This window comes from Calidithermus roseus (genome assembly GCF_003574095.1).
GTDB classification, from domain to species: domain Bacteria; phylum Deinococcota; class Deinococci; order Deinococcales; family Thermaceae; genus Calidithermus; species Calidithermus roseus.
On record NZ_QWLA01000009.1, the window covers coordinates 21,216 to 37,717 of the forward strand.

General features: G+C 64.7%; 17 protein-coding genes. 11 read left to right on the forward strand and 6 right to left on the reverse strand.

All coding sequences use genetic code 11. The features are described 5' to 3' along the window. Window positions 1-83: 83 nt before the first annotated feature. The 5 genes from fsa (at window position 84) to pdxT (ending at window position 4,971) form a co-directional block, all read left to right on the forward strand. Complete coding sequence (gene fsa / locus Mrose_RS03860; protein ID WP_119276113.1) at window positions 84-728, forward strand: fructose-6-phosphate aldolase; 645 nt, start codon at window positions 84-86, stop codon at window positions 726-728. After that, window positions 728-2,008, forward strand: a complete 1,281-nt coding sequence (rho, locus tag Mrose_RS03865) for a transcription termination factor Rho (RefSeq protein ID WP_119276114.1) — start codon at window positions 728-730, stop codon at window positions 2,006-2,008. Before fsa ends, rho begins: the two co-directional genes overlap by 1 nt. Before the next feature lie 56 nt (window positions 2,009-2,064). Beyond that, the gene (locus Mrose_RS03870; protein ID WP_119276115.1) at window positions 2,065-3,246 is read left to right on the forward strand and encodes a LysM peptidoglycan-binding domain-containing M23 family metallopeptidase; all 1,182 of its coding nucleotides are present in this window, start codon (window positions 2,065-2,067) and stop codon (window positions 3,244-3,246) included. Between the two features lie 99 nt (window positions 3,247-3,345). Continuing rightward, complete coding sequence (gene pdxS / locus Mrose_RS03875) at window positions 3,346-4,227, forward strand: pyridoxal 5'-phosphate synthase lyase subunit PdxS (protein ID WP_119276116.1); 882 nt, start codon at window positions 3,346-3,348, stop codon at window positions 4,225-4,227. 159 nt (window positions 4,228-4,386) lie between these two features. Further along, window positions 4,387-4,971 carry a pyridoxal 5'-phosphate synthase glutaminase subunit PdxT gene (gene pdxT, locus Mrose_RS03880; protein WP_147371565.1) on the forward strand — a complete coding sequence of 195 codons (585 nt, stop codon included), beginning with the start codon at window positions 4,387-4,389 and terminating at the stop codon, window positions 4,969-4,971. Window positions 4,972-5,061: 90 nt separating this feature from the next. On the opposite strand, the gene Mrose_RS03885 is transcribed toward pdxT, so the two are convergent. Further along, window positions 5,062-5,481, reverse strand: a complete 420-nt coding sequence (locus Mrose_RS03885) for a c-type cytochrome (RefSeq protein WP_119276117.1) — start codon at window positions 5,479-5,481, stop codon at window positions 5,062-5,064. Window positions 5,482-5,508: 27 nt separating this feature from the next. Next, complete coding sequence (locus Mrose_RS03890; RefSeq protein WP_119276118.1) at window positions 5,509-6,321, reverse strand: DUF5602 domain-containing protein; 813 nt, start codon at window positions 6,319-6,321, stop codon at window positions 5,509-5,511. Between the two features lie 119 nt (window positions 6,322-6,440). Between Mrose_RS03890 and Mrose_RS03895 the strand changes: the two genes are divergently transcribed. The 6 genes from Mrose_RS03895 (at window position 6,441) to Mrose_RS03920 (ending at window position 12,394) form a co-directional block, all read left to right on the forward strand. Further along, a complete protein-coding gene (locus Mrose_RS03895) occupies window positions 6,441-7,541 on the forward strand; it encodes an aromatic ring-hydroxylating oxygenase subunit alpha (RefSeq protein WP_119276119.1) in 1,101 nt (366 codons plus the stop codon). A gap of 72 nt (window positions 7,542-7,613) precedes the next feature. Further along, on the forward strand, window positions 7,614-8,468 hold the full coding sequence (locus Mrose_RS03900; RefSeq protein WP_245969531.1) for an ABC transporter substrate-binding protein: 855 nt from the start codon (window positions 7,614-7,616) through the stop codon (window positions 8,466-8,468). A 97-nt stretch (window positions 8,469-8,565) separates the two neighbouring features. Further along, entirely contained in the window at window positions 8,566-9,576 is a 1,011-nt protein-coding gene (locus tag Mrose_RS03905; RefSeq protein WP_245969535.1) for an amino acid ABC transporter permease, read from the forward strand. A gap of 18 nt (window positions 9,577-9,594) precedes the next feature. Beyond that, a complete protein-coding gene (locus Mrose_RS03910) occupies window positions 9,595-10,338 on the forward strand; it encodes an amino acid ABC transporter ATP-binding protein (protein ID WP_119276122.1) in 744 nt (247 codons plus the stop codon). A gap of 153 nt (window positions 10,339-10,491) precedes the next feature. Continuing rightward, on the forward strand, window positions 10,492-10,947 hold the full coding sequence (locus Mrose_RS03915; protein WP_119276123.1) for an archease: 456 nt from the start codon (window positions 10,492-10,494) through the stop codon (window positions 10,945-10,947). A 16-nt stretch (window positions 10,948-10,963) separates the two neighbouring features. Continuing rightward, complete coding sequence (locus tag Mrose_RS03920) at window positions 10,964-12,394, forward strand: RtcB family protein (protein ID WP_119276124.1); 1,431 nt, start codon at window positions 10,964-10,966, stop codon at window positions 12,392-12,394. Window positions 12,395-12,453: 59 nt separating this feature from the next. Here Mrose_RS03920 and Mrose_RS03925 read toward each other — a convergent pair whose 3' ends face one another. The 4 genes from Mrose_RS03925 to nrdI are packed head-to-tail and all read right to left on the reverse strand — an operon-like array spanning window position 12,454 to window position 16,373. After that, window positions 12,454-12,921, reverse strand: a complete 468-nt coding sequence (locus Mrose_RS03925; protein ID WP_119276125.1) for an acyl-CoA thioesterase — start codon at window positions 12,919-12,921, stop codon at window positions 12,454-12,456. A 9-nt stretch (window positions 12,922-12,930) separates the two neighbouring features. Beyond that, window positions 12,931-13,920 (reverse strand): class 1b ribonucleoside-diphosphate reductase subunit beta, encoded by a 990-nt coding sequence (gene nrdF, locus Mrose_RS03930; RefSeq protein WP_119276126.1) that lies wholly within the window; start codon window positions 13,918-13,920, stop codon window positions 12,931-12,933. A 22-nt stretch (window positions 13,921-13,942) separates the two neighbouring features. Then, complete coding sequence (gene nrdE, locus Mrose_RS03935; protein ID WP_119276127.1) at window positions 13,943-16,021, reverse strand: class 1b ribonucleoside-diphosphate reductase subunit alpha; 2,079 nt, start codon at window positions 16,019-16,021, stop codon at window positions 13,943-13,945. After that, the gene (gene nrdI, locus Mrose_RS03940; protein WP_119276128.1) at window positions 16,002-16,373 is read right to left on the reverse strand and encodes a class Ib ribonucleoside-diphosphate reductase assembly flavoprotein NrdI; all 372 of its coding nucleotides are present in this window, start codon (window positions 16,371-16,373) and stop codon (window positions 16,002-16,004) included. Before nrdI ends, nrdE begins: the two co-directional genes overlap by 20 nt. Window positions 16,374-16,502: the final 129 nt, after the last annotated feature.

Here is a 16,502-nt window from a genome sequence, read left to right on the forward strand (position 1 = left end):
CGCTAAACCTTGCATGGCTGTGTGCTGGGGGTTAGACTTGAGCCTAAGCCCAAAGCGTTTACAACCTGAGGGAGGCGCCTTGTATGGAACTGTACCTGGATACTGCTGTGATCGAAGAAATCAAGGAAATTGCGTCCTGGGGGGTGCTGGCCGGGGTGACCACCAACCCCAGCTTGATCCTAAAGTCAGGCCGCCCCTTCGAGCCAACCATCAAAGAGATTTGCGAAGTCGTGAAGGGACCGGTTTCCGCCGAGGTCACCAGCCTGGTGTACACCGACATGATCGCCGAAGGCCGCCGCCTGGCCAAGATCGACGATCACGTCGTAGTCAAGCTGCCCACCACCGTTGAGGGGCTCAAGGCCTGTAAGGTGCTCAGCTCCGAAGGCATCCGCATCAACATGACCCTGATCTTCTCCGCCAACCAGGCCCTGCTGGCGGCCAGGGCCGGAGCCTGGTGCGTCTCGCCCTTCCTGGGTCGCGTGGACGATATCTCCTGGGAGGGGATGGACTTGGTGCGCGAGATCGCCGAGCTCTTCGCCGTGCAAAAGCTCAACACTAAGGTGCTGGCCGCTTCTATCCGCCACCCCCGCCACGTCACCGACGCCGCGCTGGCTGGGGCCCACATCGCCACCATGCCGCTGAGCGTGTTCAAGATGCTCGTTCAGCACCCCCTGACCGACATCGGTCTGAAGAAGTTCATGGAAGACTGGGCTAAGGTGAATCAGTAATGAGAAAAAAAGGCACCGCCACCGAAACCCCGCTGGGTTTTCAGGAGTTGTCGGCCAAGATTTTGCCCGAGCTGCACCTCCTGGCGGCCAAGGCGGGGATTGAGGACTACAAGAAGATGCGTAAGGACGAGCTGGTGATGGCCCTGCTGGGCCAGGAAGCCAGCGACGAGGGATTGAACCTGGCCAAGGGCTACCTCGAGATCAGCTCCGACGGCTACGGGTTCCTGCAGGAAAACCTCTACGCCCTCGAGTCGCGCTCGGTCATCGTCAGTGCGGGCCTGATCAAGCAATACCAGCTTCGCACCGGGGACTACATCGTCGGCAAGGCCCGTCCGCCCCGCGAGAACGAGCGCTACGGCACCTTGATGAAGGTCGAGGCGGTCAATAACCTCGACCCCGAAGCCGCTGCCAAGCGCCCCAGGTTCGACGACCTCATCCCTCAGTTCCCCGACCGGCAGATCATCCTCGAGACCACCGGCGACGAGGCCTCCTGCCGGGTCATCGACCTGCTGGCCCCCATAGGCCGCGGCCAGCGCGGGCTGATCGTCGCCCCGCCCAAAGCCGGCAAGACCACTCTGCTCAAGAAGGTGGCCCGTGCCGTGCTGCGCAACGAACCTGACATCAAGGTGATCGTGTTGCTCATCGACGAGCGCCCTGAAGAGGTCACCGACTTCCGCGAATCGGTCGAGGGGGCCGAGGTCATCGCCTCCACCTTCGACGAACCCCCCCAGAACCACATTCGCGTGGCCGAGTTCGTGCACGAGCGCAGCCGCCGCATCGTCGAAGAGGGCGGCCACGTGCTGATCCTCCTCGACTCCATCACCCGCCTGGCGCGGGCCAACAACCTGGTCACGCCGCCGACGGGCCGCACCCTCTCGGGTGGTCTGGACTCGGCGGCCCTGCACTTCCCCAAGCGCTTTTTGGGGGCTGCCCGCAACATCCGGGGTGGGGGGTCGCTGACCATCCTGGCTACCGCCCTCGTCGAGACCGGCAGCCGCATGGACGACGTGATCTTCGAGGAGTTCAAGGGCACGGGCAACATGGAGCTGCACCTGTCGCGTCGTTTGGAAGAGCGGCGCATCTTCCCCGCGATCGACATCCTCAAGTCGGGCACCCGTCGTGAGGAGCTGCTGCTGGGCGAAGAGGTCATCCACAAGATGTGGCTGCTCCGCAAGGTATTGGCCGACATGGACCCTGCCGAAGCCATGGAAATGCTGTTGGCGAGGCTCTCCCGCACCAAGACCAACAAAGAGTTCCTTGCAACTTTGGCGGCTAAGTAGTTATAATCCCGCGGAGAGTTTTCGGCGGCGGTGCTCCCGCCGAGGAGGGATCGCCCTTGGAAGCGTTGCTCAAAGTTGCTGTCGCCGGCGCTGCCCTGCACTCCCCCCTAGCGACGCTGGTCCAGAACAACACAACCGAAGTGGTGCTGGAGTCTCCTGCCAACAAGGGTTGGGTGCTCTACACCGTGCAAAGCGGTGACACCTTGAGCGGGATCGCCAGCCGCTACCGGGTAGACCCCAAGGCCATCATGTGGTCCAGCGGGCTCGAGAGCATCGTCTTGAAGCCGGGTCAGGAGCTTCGCATCCCCATCACCGGCGGTAAGTCCGACCGCGAGCCCAGGATCCCTCCGGGGGTGCGGGAATATACCGTTCGCAGCGGCGATACCCTCCAGGGGATCGCCTCGCGTTTTGGTCTCAGCGAGGTGGACCTGATCACCGCCAACCCCTGGATTCCCAGCCTGGACCGGCTGACCCAAGGGGCCATCCTCCACATCCCGACGGAGCAAAAGGGCCTCCTGGTGCGGCTGAGCAAAGGCCAGACCCTGCTCGACCTCTCCAGCCGCTTTGGCATCTCGCTGCTCAAGCTGGCCAAGGTCAACGGCATCAGCGACCCTACCGAGGTGGCCGAGGGCGACCTGATCCTGATTCCCGGCATCACCGCTCGCACTACCTACGACAACCTCCTCGCCAAGCGCGAAGCCGAGCGCCAGGCCCGCCTGGAAGCCGAGCGCAAAGCCAGGGAAGAAGCCGCCCGCCGGGAAGCTGAGGCCAGGCGCCAGGCCCAGCGCAGGGCTCAGGCCCAGGTCCGGCGGCAGGCCGCAGCACCCGCTACGGTGCGCCGTTCCAACTTCGTGAGCGAGGGCGGTTACACCTACCCGGTCAAGAGCTTTGTGATCACTACCTACTTTGGACGCCGGGGAGCTTTCCAGCGCTACCACACCGGTCTGGACATGGCTGCTCCCTTCGGCACCCCCATCTATGCCGCCCGCAGCGGGCAGGTGGAGGTGGCGGGCTGGAGCACCTGGGGCTACGGCTACCACGTGATCATCGACCACGGCGGCGGGGTGGAGACCCTCTATGGCCACATGTCGCGTTTCGTGGTGAGTGCGGGCGAGTGGGTCGAGCAGGGTCAACTCATCGGTTACGTGGGCTCGACGGGCTGGTCTACCGGCCCGCACCTGCACTTCGAGGTGCGCGTCGGCGGCACGCCCCGCAACCCGCTGGCCTATCTGCCCTGATCCCTAGCGCATACGTTAGCCCAGCCCGATTGGTCTGGGTTTTTTTAGTGTCCATTGGTGCTTTTGCCAGGCCAAGGAGGAAGCTACACTCGTTTTGCTATGCAGATTGGGACCCTTCGTGTCAAGACTGGTTTTGCCGAGATGTTCAAGGGTGGCGTGATCATGGACGTGACCAACGCCCAGCAGGCTGAGATCGCCGAAGAGGCCGGTGCTTGTGCGGTGATGGCCCTCGAGCGCGTCCCTGCGGATATCCGGGCTCAGGGCGGCGTGGCCCGCATGTCCGACCCCAAAATCATCAAGGAGATCATGGGCGCGGTCTCGATTCCCGTGATGGCCAAGGTCCGCATCGGGCACTTCGTCGAGGCGCAGATCCTCGAGGCCCTCGGCGTGGACTTCATCGACGAATCGGAGGTGCTCACCCCCGCAGACGAGTCCTTCCACATCGACAAGCACGCCTTCAAGGTTCCCTTCGTATGCGGCGCGACCAACATCGGTGAGGCCCTGCGCCGCATCGGAGAGGGGGCGGCCATGATCCGCACCAAGGGCGAGGCCGGCACCGGCAACGTCGTCGAGGCCGTGCGCCATGCCCGCAGTGTGCTGGGCAGCATCCGCCAGATCCAGGCCATGCCCGTCGAAGAGCTCATGACCTTCGCCAAGGAGCACGGAGCCCCCTACGAGCTGGTGCGCTGGGTCCACGACAACGGCAAGCTCCCGGTGGTCAACTTCGCCGCCGGGGGTGTAGCTACCCCCGCCGACGCCGCGCTGATGATGCAACTGGGCATGGACGGGGTCTTCGTGGGCAGCGGCATCTTCAAGTCGGGCGACCCCAAGAAGCGCGCTCGCGCCATCGTGCGCGCCGTGACCCACTACAACGACCCGGCCATCCTGGCTGAGGTCTCCGAGGACCTGGGCGAGCCGATGGTGGGCATCAACCTCGACGAGCTGCACGAGGAGGAGAGGCTGGCTAAGCGCGGGTGGTAGGCACAAAAGGCCAAGCTTAACAAGGGGGCTGGGGGCGATCCACGCGTCCTCGGCCCTCGACCCTTGACGCCTTGCTGGCGGCGACTTCCATATTGGTATGCCCTGCGGGCCGCGTCATTGGCTCTTGACCTGCTTGGAGTGGCGTCCCAGCATTGAGGTGTGAAAGTCGGGGTTCTGGCCTTGCAAGGGGCCTTCAGGGAGCACAAGCAGATGCTCGAGCGGCTGGGGGCCGAGGTGGTGGAGGTGCGCAAGCCCGAGCACCTCGAGGGCCTCCAGGGGTTGGTGGTGCCGGGGGGTGAGTCCACCACCATCGGTAAATTGGCGCGGGAGTACGGGATTGACGAGGCGGTGCGCCGGCGGGTAGGGGAGGGGAGCCTGGCGGTGTGGGGCACCTGCGCCGGGGCCATCTGGCTGGCCAAGGAAATTCCCCGCTACCCCGAACAGCCCCGCCTGGGCCTGATGGACATCTCAGTCGAGCGCAACGCCTTCGGACGCCAGGTGGATAGCTTCGAGGAGGAGTTGCAGGTCAAGGGGCTGGACAGGCCCTTCCACGCGGTTTTCATCCGCGCACCCGCCATCGTGCGGGTCGGCCCCGACGTCGAGGTGCTGGCCCGTCACGGCGAGGCCATCGTGTTGGTGCGCCAGGGTAAGCTGCTGGCCTCGAGCTTCCACCCCGAACTCACCGGGGATAGCCGCCTGCATGGCCTGTTCCTCGACATGGCGAGCAATCCTGTTGCGACCTGACGCGATTCGCTGACTCATCAGGCTCACAACCCCACCGCAGACGGTGGGGTTCGAGCGTACGAATGTCTTTGGATTGGACGGCTATGCGCTTTATTTTTTTGAATCCGGTGTGAGGAACTGAATTTGCCTGAGCGACTTGGAGTCGAGGTCCTTCGGCCCCGCCGGATAGCCGTTGGCCTGGAGGATGTAGGCGATGAGCTCGAGCACTTGCTTGCTCTCGAGGCTCCCCGCCCGCCCCAGAGGCATGCGGGTGGCGATGTAGCGGCCCAGTTCTTCGGCGCTGCGCCCACCCCACCTGGCCAGGAAACGGGGACCGGCCAGGGGCGGGCCGTAGCGGCCCTCCAGCTTAGGTCCGTGGCAGGCGGCGCACTGCTGGAGGGCCAGACTGCGACCTCGCTGGGCCTGAGCCTGAGAGTACCAACCGGGGAACACCCCGAAGTGGGCATGCCCGCCGTGGGCGAGGGCCAGGCACAGCCCCAGCAGGGCGAGGGCTAAAGCGATACGCAGCATGGCTTCACCTCGGGGTATTCAGCGCCTTCACTCACCCGCTTTGAAGTCGCTGTAGACAAGCTGATAGGCGTTGGCCCTGGCGTCAAAGGTGGCCTTGAAGTGGGTGGGGTAGAGCGTCTTGCGGCCCACCTTGGCCGGGTGGCTGACCTCGAGGTCGAGGTTCTGCTTCTTGAGCAGGAACTCCCGCGTGATCATGGGCTCGGTAAAGAGGTACTTGCCCCAGTAGAAGCCCGAGATCAGCGTGTAGTCAAACAGCTCCGGCTTGAGCTGACCCGGCGCGCTGAACTCGCTCAGGGGCAGGCCGTGGAAGCCCATCAGCGGAACGCAGAACTCGGCGGCGTTGGCTCCGGGAGGCACTGCCGGGGCGTAACCTTTGGGGGTGAGCTCGAGCGCGGGTGGGGTGAGGTCCTTGCAGTCGATCTTGGCTACCTCGCTTTTGGGGATGCCGAAGAAGTGGAAGTCGAAGTGGGGGGTCAGGTAGCGCTCTGGAGGATGGCCGAACCCTTCCCACCACAGCTGGAGGTGATCGAGGAAGGTGCTCTTCCTGACGACCTCGGGGAAGTCGAGGATGACCTCGGGACCGAAGTCCGGCCCACCTTCGGTCTGGGGCTTGTCACCCGGACCGGGCAAAGGGGCCTTTTCGACGGCGCTCATGGGAAGGGTGATGCCGGCCTCGAGCACCCTGCCTTGGCTGTCCAGCCTGGCCCAGCTCGAGACCTTGGCTCCAAAGAGCATGGCTTCCTGCCCGGCCACGACCCTGCCCTGGCCCTGCGCCAGCACGGCCAGTGCGCCCAGGCTAAGCGCCACCGCTGCAATAGCTGCCCAAATGCTTTTGCTCATATCTTGATCTCCTCCGCAACCTCGAACCTCATCTGTGGCTGCGGAAGCAAGGGTACACGCTGGGGCGTTATAAAGCCGTTATAGCCCACGACCACCCTCCTGGCGGTACACTCTGGGCTATGAAACCCAAGCTCGACGTCCATGCCGATATCTCCGAAGCCTCGACCCTGCCTGCGGCTTTCTACAAGAGCGCGGAGTTCTACGAGCAGAGCAAAGAGAAGGTCTTCGCCCGTAGTTGGCAGTGGGTGGGCGACACCGACGAACTCAAGGCGCCCGGCACCGTCAAGCCGCTGACGCTGCTCGAGGGCTGCCTGGACGAGCCCATCGTGATCACCCGCGACTACGACGACCGGCTGCACGTGCTGTCCAACGTCTGCACCCACCGGGGCATGCTGGTAGCCGAGAGCGGCGGGCAGAACGCCCGTTACCTGCGCTGCCGCTACCACGGCCGGCGCTTCGGCATGGACGGCTGTTTCCAGGCCATGCCTGAGTTCGAGGGGGTGCGGAACTTCCCCAGCGAAAAGGACGACCTGCCCACGATCCCCTTTGCCCTGTGGGGCCAGGACAAATGGCTGTTCGTCTCCCTCGAGCCCCTCTTGCCGCTGGATCAGCTGCTAAAACCCGTCCAGGAGCGGGTGGGCTGGATGCCCTTCAACCAGTTCTACTTCGATCCCAGCCGTGCCCGCGACTACCTGGTGCGGGCCAACTGGGCGCTGTACTGCGACAACTACCTCGAGGGCTTTCACATCCCCTACATCCACGCCTCGCTGGGGGCTGCCATTGACTACGGCAGCTACAGCTCCGAGATCTACGAGTGGTGCAACCTGCAACTGGGGGTGGCCAGCAGCGGGGAGGGCTGCTTCGACTTGCCCAAGGACTCCCCTGACTACGGCAAGCGCATCGCGGCTTACTACTACTGGGTCTTTCCCAACCTCATGCTCAATTTCTACCCCTGGGGGCTTTCGATCAACGTCGTGCGGCCCCTGGGCCCCGAGCTGACCAAAGTTTCCTTCCTGCCCTACGTCTGGGACGCTTCGCGGCTCGAGCAGGGCGCCGGTGCGGCCTTAGACCGGGTCGAGCGGGAGGACGAGGTGGTGGTGGAGGCTGTGCAGAAAGGGGTGAAGTCGCGCTTCTATGATCGGGGCCGCTTCAGCGTCAAGCGCGAGCAGGGGGTCCACCACTTCCACCGCCTGCTGGCGCGGGTTCTGGGGGAGGGCTGAGCGCACGCTCTTGCTTGACGCTGCCCTGAAGCTTCGGTATTGTGGCGGCGAGTTCTGACATGGAGGAAACCTATGGCTAAACGCTGGTACGCGCTTGTAGGCATGGTGGCGGTGGGGGCTATGGCCCTCTTGGGGGTGCAGGCCCAGACTACCGCCAAGATCGGCGATTGCGAGCTTTACGGCAAGAAGGGAGAGTTCCCCATCAGGCCGGTAACCCCCGGCGTCCTCACCGTGCAGACCAACCTGCCGGCTCCGGGTTGGTGGAACGGCGACACCCCCGAGACCATCAAGAGCGGCTACGAGTACTGCCTGGCGGCCAACATTGCCCACCGGGCCGGGCTGAGCCAGGTCAAGATCGTCAACGTCTCCTTCGACGCGCTGGTGGCCGGCCAGACCCGGGCCTTCGACCTGGCCCTCTCGCAGGTCACCATCACCCCCGAGCGGGCCAAGGTGGTCGACTTCTCGCCCCCTTACTTCTCCTCCGACCAGGGCCTGCTGGTGCGCAAGGGCACCAAGGTGGACTCGAGCAACATCAAGACCCTGCGCATCGGCGTGCAGCAGGGCACCACCGCGGTGGACTTCGTGAAGAACGTGCTCAAGGTGCCCGCCGCCAACGTGCGGGTCTTCCCCGACACGCCCAACATGTTCACCGCCCTCCAGGCCCGCCAGGTGGACGTGGTGATGCTGGACACCGCCATCGTGCTGGTGCAGGCCCGGCAGTCCAACGGGGCGCTCGAGGTGGTCGGGCAGTACAAGACCGGCGAGGAGTACGGAGCCATCTACCCCAAGAACTCGCCCAACAAGGCCAACCTGGACCGCATCTTCAAGGCCCTGGAGGCCGAGGGGGTCTTCAAGAAGCTCTCCCAGGCCTATCTCTCCAAGGAGTTCGGTGGCGATCCCAGCGCCATCCCTTACCTCAAGCCCTGAGTCCTGAGCCGTGAACCCAATCGATCCGAAGCAGGGGCGCTCGAGCGCCCCTTCAATTCCAAAAGACCCAACCTCCCTGGTCCTGTGGGCCCTGGCAGTGTGTGCCCTCGTGGTCTTGCTGGCCTGGAGCGTGCTGCTGAACCTGTACCGAATCCTCGAGCGCAACCACCTGGCCGGCGTGGGGGTTGAGGTGCTGCTGGTGCTGGTGGGGCTACTGCCGCTGCTGCTGCTGGTGCCGGTGTGGCGGGGTTTGCGCAATGCGGGCCAGGCCCGCGCCGCGCTGGCGGTGAAAGACCTCATCACCACCCGCGTAAAGGCCACCGAAGCCCGTGAGTGGGCCCAGTACGCCATCGGCTACGGGGCGGCGGTGTTGTTGGTGTTCCTGAGCGTCCAGTTCTTGTTGGCCAACGATGGGGCGGTGGGCTCGACCTTCTTCCGCCTCGAGCTCATCCGCGACTCCTTCGGACTGGTGCTAGGGGCTTTTTGGAAGAACGTCTGGATGTTCTGTGTGGCCGAGGTGCTGATCCTGGTTTGGGGCCTCGTCATCGCGGTGGCCCGCATGATTCCAGGCCGGGCCGGGCAGCCCATCCGCTTCCTGGCGACGGTCTACACCGATGCTTTTAGGGGGCTGCCCACCATCATCAGCATCTACCTCATCGCCCTGGGGTTGCCGCTGGCCAACGTGCCCGTCGTGCGCGACTGGCGTCCGGAGTGGCTGGCGATCCTGGCGCTGACCATGAGCTACGGAGCCTACGTGGCCGAGGTCTACCGCGCGGGCCTGGACAGCATCCACCCCAGCCAGTGGTCGGCGGCGCGCAGTCTGGGCCTGAGCTTCTCCCAGACCCTGCGCTTCGTGATCATCCCCCAGGCGGTGCGGCGCATCATCCCACCCCTCCTCAACGACTTCATCGCCCTGCAGAAGGATACCGCGCTGGTCAACGTGGTGGGGGTCATCGACGGCTTCAACCAGGCCAAGATCATCGCCTCTAACAAGTTCAACCTCTCCGCCGTGACCACGGTGGCCATCCTGTTCATGATCATCACCATCCCCCAGACCCGCCTCGTCGACCGCCTCCTCGAGCAGGAAAAGCGGCGCACCAGGGGCTGAGCACCGAGGGACAAACACATGAGCTTTCTGGAAATTCGCGACGTACACAAGCGCTATGGCGAACTCGAGGTGCTCAAGGGCATCAACCTCAAAGTCGAGCAGCACCAGGTGGTGTGCCTGATCGGAGCCTCGGGCTGCGGTAAGAGCACCCTGCTGCGCTGCATCAACGGCCTCGAGGCCATCAGCGGCGGGGAGATTCGGCTCGAGGGCGACCGCATCACCGGCCCCGGCGTGGACCTCGACCGCCTGCGGCGCAAGGTGGGGATTGTCTTCCAGAGCTTCAACCTCTTCCCCCACATGACCGTACTGCAAAACGTCACCCTAGCTCCCATCCAGGTGCTGGGGATACCTCGCGCCGAAGCCGAGGCCAGGGCCATGGAACTCCTGAGGCGCATCGGGCTCGAGGCCAAGGCCAAGGCCTACCCCGACCAGCTCTCCGGCGGGCAGCAGCAGCGCGTGGCCATCGCGCGGGCACTGGCCATGGACCCCCAGCTTTTGCTCCTCGACGAGATCACCTCGGCCCTGGACCCTGAGCTGGTCTCGGAGGTGCTGAACCTGCTGCGGGAGCTGGCCGCCGAAGGCATGACCATGCTGCTGGCTACCCACGAGATGAGCTTCGCCCGCGAGGTCGCCAGCAAGGTCTGCTTCCTCTACCAGGGCGTCGTTCACGAGGAGGGCCCCCCCGAGCAGATCTTCGGCGATCCCCAGCAAGAGCGCACCCGCGCCTTCTTGAGCAAGATCATCGAGGCGGGGCGTCTATGACGTGGTAGGGAGAGTTGGGCGCGCCATCGCTCCTGCAACTCGGCGTGCTGCGTGAGGTGCTGGGGGCGGGCCTCGAGCAGGGGCATTCGTCTTGTGGAAAAGTGACCGGGGAGGGGGTAAGGTAAGGGCGCACGACGCTCTGAGGAGGTCGTTATGGGCGCGGCCTTGGCCCGCTGGGAGCACTTTCACCACCAGGCTGACATCGGGGTGCGGGGGAGGGGTGCTACCTTGGCGGAGGCCTTCGAGCAGACCGCCTTAGCGCTTACAGCGGTCATCACCGATCCAGATAAGGTGCGGCCCCTCCAGGCGGTGGAGGTCACCTGCGAGGCAAGGGATCTCGAGCTGCTGCTGGTGGAGTGGCTGAACCGGCTGGTGTACGAGATGTCCACCCGCAGGATGCTCTTCAGCCGTTTCGTGGTGCAGCTGCAACCTGCGGAAGCCGAGCCTCCGGGGGGCAGCTACAGCCTGCGGGCCACGGCCTGGGGGGAGCCGGTGGACGTGGCCCGGCACCAGCCGGCGGTGGAGGTCAAGGGTGCGACCTACAGCGAGCTCGAGGTGGCCTTCGACCCCAGCGGGGTGTGGTTGGCCCAGTGCGTGGTGGACGTGTGAAGTGGGGTGGTGGGGGATGCTTGCAACCCAACTCACGCAAAAATCGGCGTACGAGTGGTGGCTCGAGCCCACCGGTGCGATGTTGGTGCCGGGAGTGCTCTATGCTAGCGAAGCCCTGATAGCCGAGATGGACGAGAAAGTCCTGGAGCAGGTTGCCAACGTGGCGAGCCTGCCAGGGATCGTGCGGGCCTCCTATGCCATGCCGGATGCCCACTGGGGCTATGGCTTTCCCATCGGCGGGGTAGCGGCGTTCGACCCCGAGCAGGGCGGGGTGATCTCAGCGGGGGGCGTGGGGTTCGATATCTCCTGCGGGGTGCGCACCCTGCACACCGGCTTGAAGCGCGAAGAGATCGAACCCCTAAAGGACGACCTGGCCAACGGGCTCTTCCGCCACGTTCCGGCGGGGGTGGGCAGCACCGGCAAGGTACACCTCAAACCCGCCGAGATAGACGAGATGCTTCTGGGCGGGGCCGAGTGGGCGGTGAAGCAGGGCTTCGGCACACGGGAAGACCTCGAGCACGTCGAAGAGCACGGACGGATGGAAGGAGCCCGCCCCGACCTGGTCTCGCCCGAGGCCAAGAAGCGCCAGCAGGACGAGATGGGCACGCTGGGCTCGGGGAACCACTACCTCGAGGTCCAGCACGTCACCGAGGTCTTCGACGCGGAGGTGGCCGCAGCGTTCGGCCTCGCGGTGGGGGACGTGGTGGTGAGCATCCACTCGGGCTCGAGGGGCCTGGGGCACCAGGTGGCCTCCGACTATATGAAGCGGATGCTCGAGGCCGCCAGCCGCTACGGCATCCGCCTCCCCGACCGGGAGCTGGCCTGCGCGCCGATCCTCTCCGAGGAAGGCCAGGCCTACCTGGGGGCCATGCGCGCGGCCATCAACTGCGCCCTGGCCAACCGGCAGATCCTCACCCACCTGGCCCGCGAGGCCTTCGCCTACCTGATCCCGCAGGCCGACCTGCGGCTCCTCTACGACGTCTCGCACAACACCGCCAAGCTCGAGGAGCACGAGGTAGACGGCCAACCCCGCAGGCTCTACGTCCACCGCAAGGGGGCCACGCGGGCCCTCGGCCCCGGGCATCCGGCCCTTCCTGAAGTGTTCAAGATCACCGGCCAGCCGGTGCTGATCGGCGGGACGATGGGTACGGCCTCTTACATCCTGGTGGGCACCTCGGAGAGCGAGGCTAAGTCCTTCAGTTCGTCGTGTCACGGGGCCGGACGGGCGCTCTCCCGCCATCAGGCCCTCAAGCAGTGGCACGGGCGCGAGCTGGTGAGGCAATTGGGTGAGCGCGGCATCATCGTGCGCAGCCCCTCACCTCGAGGCGTGGCCGAGGAAGCGCCCGGGGCCTACAAGGACGTCTCGGCGGTGGTGGACGCAGCCCACGCAGCCGGACTTTCCCGGAAGGTGGCCCGGCTCGAGCCGCTCATCGTCATCAAGGGATGAGAGGAAGGCCGGGCCACGAGGAGGTTCTTGAATCGGGGCGAAGGCGTATCTCCATCCGCTTAAACACCTCTGGGGCTTCCAGATTGACCAGGTGCCCGGTCCCTCTTGGGCTGACGCGGGTGCCCCTCCTCGAGCGGCGGCACCGGGACGGGCTTGCCGTCGGGGCCCACGGCCACCATCACGAACCCGGCCCGGCAGGCCAGCACGCGCTCTTCCTTGTCCATGGGCTCGACCCACATCTCCACCTCCAGCCGCATCGAGGTGCGCCCGGTGGAGCTCACCCAGGCTGCCAGCTCCACGATCGAGCCCTGGGGGACGGGGTGGCGGAAGTCGAGGGCATCGGCGTGAACGGTGACCACCTTGCTCCTGGCGTGGCGGGTCGCGGCCACGAAGGCCGCCTCGTCCATCCAGGCCATGGCGGTGCCGCCGAAGAGGTTGCCGTAGTGGTTGGAGTCACCCGGCAGCACCAGGTGCACGGCGCGGGTGACCCTATCGGGTGCCTGATTTGAAGGGGAGGAAAGCTTCACGCCCACTCCTCAAAATACGAAGTCCTCGTCACGCAGGGGCTCGACCCGGATGGCCTTGACGTAGCCGTTGCCCTTGGTGGAGAAGAAGTCGTGGTTCTTGGTCTCGGTGCGCAAGCCGCCCAGCACCACCGGGTTGACCTGCTCCTCGCCCACGCCGAAATATGGCTCCAGACCCAGGTTCATCAGGGCCTTGTCGGCGTTGTAGCGGCAAAAGCGCGTCACCTGCTCCTCCAGCCCGATGGGGGCGTACAGCTCGGCGGTGTAGCGCGCCTCGAGCCGCTCGAGCCGCTCGAGGATGCCCAGGGCCTCCTGGCGTACTTCGAGCTGGGCCCGGTGGCTAAAACGCTCGAAGACCTGCTGGGCCAGCAGTCCCACGTAGACCCCGTGGATGGACTCGTCGCGGATGATCAGGTTGATGATCTCCCCCGAGTTCACCAGCTTGCCCTGCCCGGCCAGGAACAGTGGGTAGAAGAAGCCCGAGTAGAACAGGTAGGACTCCAGGAACACGCTGGTGCACAGGGCGAGGTAAAGGCTCTTCTGACCCCAGATGTTGCAGTAGTGCTCGTGCACAAGGGCCAGCTTCTCCTGCAGGAGGCGGTTGTGCCGCACCCACTCGAAGATCTCCTCGATGCGGGTCGAGGTGCACAGTGTCGAGAAGATGCTGCTGTAGCTCTTGGCGTGCATGTGCTCCATGGCCCCCATGAAGCCCATCACCGCCCTGACCTGAGCACTCTCCATGTGCTGGGAGAGCAGGGGCATGCCCACGCTGCCCTGCTCGGTGTCCAGCAGGGTCAAGGCCCCCAGCACGTGCTCGTAGACCCGCTTCTCCTCGGCTCGAAGGGTCATCCAGGGCAGCTTGTCGTCGGCCAGGGGGATCTCTTCGTCCACCCAGAACTGCCGCACGTTCTGGTCCCAGAACATCTTGGTATAGGCGTCATCGGGCCGGTTCCAGTTGACGGCCTCGAAGAGGGGTTGGGGTTTGGAAGGCTTGTTTCGCACTCGAGTCTCCTCTGGCGATCAATCACACCGCACAAGCCAGGCACTCCTCGACGCTGAGGTTCTTGGTGCGGGTGTAGTACAGGCTCTTGAGGCCTTTCTTCCAGGCGTAGATGTACAGCCTCGCCAGCTCGCGGGTGCTGGTCTGGCTGGTCACGTACAAGACGGTGCTGATGCCCTGGTCCACGTGCTGCTGCATCTCGGCGACGAGGTCGATGAGCTTGTACATGTCCATCGCGTACGCCGATTTGTAAAACCACAGCGTTTCCGCCGACAGGTAGGGCATGGGGTAGTAGGTGGTGGCGTTGCCGTAGGTGCGCGTCTCGATGGGCTCGACGACGGGCATGACCGAAGGGGTGGCGTTTTGGAGGTAGCTGATGCTCTGCGTGGGCGCGAGGGCCAGGCGGTAGGAGTGGTACAGGCCGTGCTGCATGACCTCGGCCTTCAGGCGGCTCCAGTCGTCGGGGGTGGGGATGGCGATGCCCTCGAAGAGCTTGCGCACGACCTGGGTGCGAGGGCGGTAGTCGGTGTGCTCGTAGCGCTCGAAGTAGACCCCGTTGGCGTAGTCCGACTTCTCGAACTGCGCGAAGGTGCGCCCCTTCTGGCGGGCGATGAGCATGGAGCGCTCGAGGGAGTGGTAGTTCAGCGCCATGAAGAAGGTCCGCACGAAGTCTCGAGCCTCCTCCGACTCGTAGGGGATGTGGTTCTTGGCCAGGTAGCCGTGCAGGTTCATGGCCCCCAGCCCCACCGAGTGAAAGTCCTCGTTGGCCCGCTGCACTCCCGGCGCGTTGGGGATGCGGAAGAGGTCGCTCACGGCGGTGAGGGCGTCCATTGCGGTGTGCACGCTCTCCTGGAGGTTCTTGCGCTCCATCACGCTGGCGATGTTGAGTGAGCCTAAGTTGCAGCAGATGTCGTAGCCGATGAGGTCGGGCTGGCCGTAGTCGCCAATGACCGAAGTGCTCTGAAGCTGGAAGATCTCGGTGCAGAGGTTGGACATCTTGATCTGCCCGATGCCCTTCAGCGGGTTGGCTGCATTGGCGTTGGAGCGGTAGACGATGTAGGGATAACCCGACTCGAACTGAGTTTGGGCGATGCGCATGAGCATCTGGCGGGCCTCGAGGGGCCTTTTCCGTACCTCAGGATGGGTTACGAGCTGCTCGTACATCCGGTCGAGGTCCATGTCGTCGAGGTGCTGCCCGAAGGCCTTGTAGACCGAGTAGGGCCCGAAGACGTAGAACTCCCGGCCCGCCTGGGCGAGCTCGAAGAACTTGCTCGGCACGATCAGGCCCAGCGAGAGGGTCTGGATGCGGCTCTTTTCGTCGGCGTTGATCTTCTTGGTGTCGAGAAACTCCTCCACGTCCCAGTGGAAGATGTTGAGGTACACCGCCCCCGCGCCCTTGCGCTGGCCCATCTGGTCGGCGTAGTTGAAAGCGTCCTCCAGCAGCTTCATCACCGGGACCACGCCCTTGGCCGCGTGCTCGATGCCCTTGATGGGCTCGCCTCGGCCCCGCAGCTTGGAGAGGTTGAGTGCCACCCCCCCGCCGATCTTGGAGAGCTGCATGGCGGTGTTGAGGTTGAAGCCGATGGAGTTGAGGCTGTCGTCGAGCTCGAGCAAGAAGCACGAGACCAACTCTCCGCGCCGGGCCCGGCCCGCATTGAGGAAGGTGGGGGTGGCGGGTTGGTAGCGCCCCTCCATCATCGCCCGCACGTAGGCGCGGGCCTTTTCCACATCGCCCTGGGCCAGGTGCAGGGCCACCGCCAGCACCCGGTCCTCGTAGCGCTCGAGGTAGTGCTTCTTGTCGTCGGACTTGAGGGCATAGTCCTTGTAGAACTTGGAGATGGCCATGAAGGACTGGAACTCGAAGCCGTAGCCATAGGCCAAGCCGGAGAGTTCGGCAATGGCTTCCTCGCTGTAGCGCTCGAGGAAGTTCTCGTAGTAGCCTTCTGCGACCAGTGCCCGCATCCGCTCGACGGGGGTGCGGAAGGTCCGCAGCCTGCCAGCGACCTCGGCCTCGAACTCCCGCACCGCCTCCCGGTCGCGCTCGAGCTGGAAAAACCCATCCTTCTTTTGCAGGACCTCGCTGTTAAGCTCGAGGTAGCGCAAGCGCCCTCACCCCTTCCCAGAAGCGCGTAACATCCTCCGTCCGGCCTGAAAGCTCGAATTTGTGGATCACCTTGAAGCCGAACGAGGCCGCCAGGCGGTCGGCGGCTTTGGCGTAGTTGGAACCCCAGTTGCGGTTGCCGCTGGCTGCCACCGCGCGGATGTGGGTTTGGTTGCGCCGGGCGAAGCGCTCTACCTCGGGCGGCACTTGGCCCAGCCCGGTGGTGTAGGTCAGGAGCACGCAGGGCTCGCTGACTTCCTCCTCACCCGTGCAGATTCGCAGCAGCCGGGGCGCGGGCAGCTTGCGCACGAAGCGCTCGACATTGCCGGTTTTAGAAGCATAGACAATGAGCAAGGGTCACCTCGGGTTTGTCGATGATCAAACACAAGAAAGTCTTACGTCCTACGTCGTACGCAATACGCCAAACGCAAGACGCTAAACGCCCTTTTCACAGCGGGTCGCCCTATGCGCTGCTTATGTTGT

What these genes read in the sequence shown, in the direction of transcription:
- fsa (WP_119276113.1), top strand. Translation starts at nt 84, where the DNA reads ATGGAACTGTACCTGGATACTGCTGTGATCGAAGAAATCAAGGAAATT.
- rho (WP_119276114.1), top strand. Translation starts at nt 728, where the DNA reads ATGAGAAAAAAAGGCACCGCCACCGAAACCCCGCTGGGTTTTCAGGAG.
- pdxS (WP_119276116.1), top strand. Translation starts at nt 3,346, where the DNA reads ATGCAGATTGGGACCCTTCGTGTCAAGACTGGTTTTGCCGAGATGTTC.
- Mrose_RS03885 (WP_119276117.1), bottom strand. Translation starts at nt 5,481, where the DNA reads ATGCTGCGTATCGCTTTAGCCCTCGCCCTGCTGGGGCTGTGCCTGGCC.
- Mrose_RS03890 (WP_119276118.1), bottom strand. Translation starts at nt 6,321, where the DNA reads ATGAGCAAAAGCATTTGGGCAGCTATTGCAGCGGTGGCGCTTAGCCTG.
- Mrose_RS03895 (WP_119276119.1), top strand. Translation starts at nt 6,441, where the DNA reads ATGAAACCCAAGCTCGACGTCCATGCCGATATCTCCGAAGCCTCGACC.
- Mrose_RS03900 (WP_245969531.1), top strand. Translation starts at nt 7,614, where the DNA reads ATGGCTAAACGCTGGTACGCGCTTGTAGGCATGGTGGCGGTGGGGGCT.
- Mrose_RS03910 (WP_119276122.1), top strand. Translation starts at nt 9,595, where the DNA reads ATGAGCTTTCTGGAAATTCGCGACGTACACAAGCGCTATGGCGAACTC.
- Mrose_RS03915 (WP_119276123.1), top strand. Translation starts at nt 10,492, where the DNA reads ATGGGCGCGGCCTTGGCCCGCTGGGAGCACTTTCACCACCAGGCTGAC.
- Mrose_RS03920 (WP_119276124.1), top strand. Translation starts at nt 10,964, where the DNA reads ATGCTTGCAACCCAACTCACGCAAAAATCGGCGTACGAGTGGTGGCTC.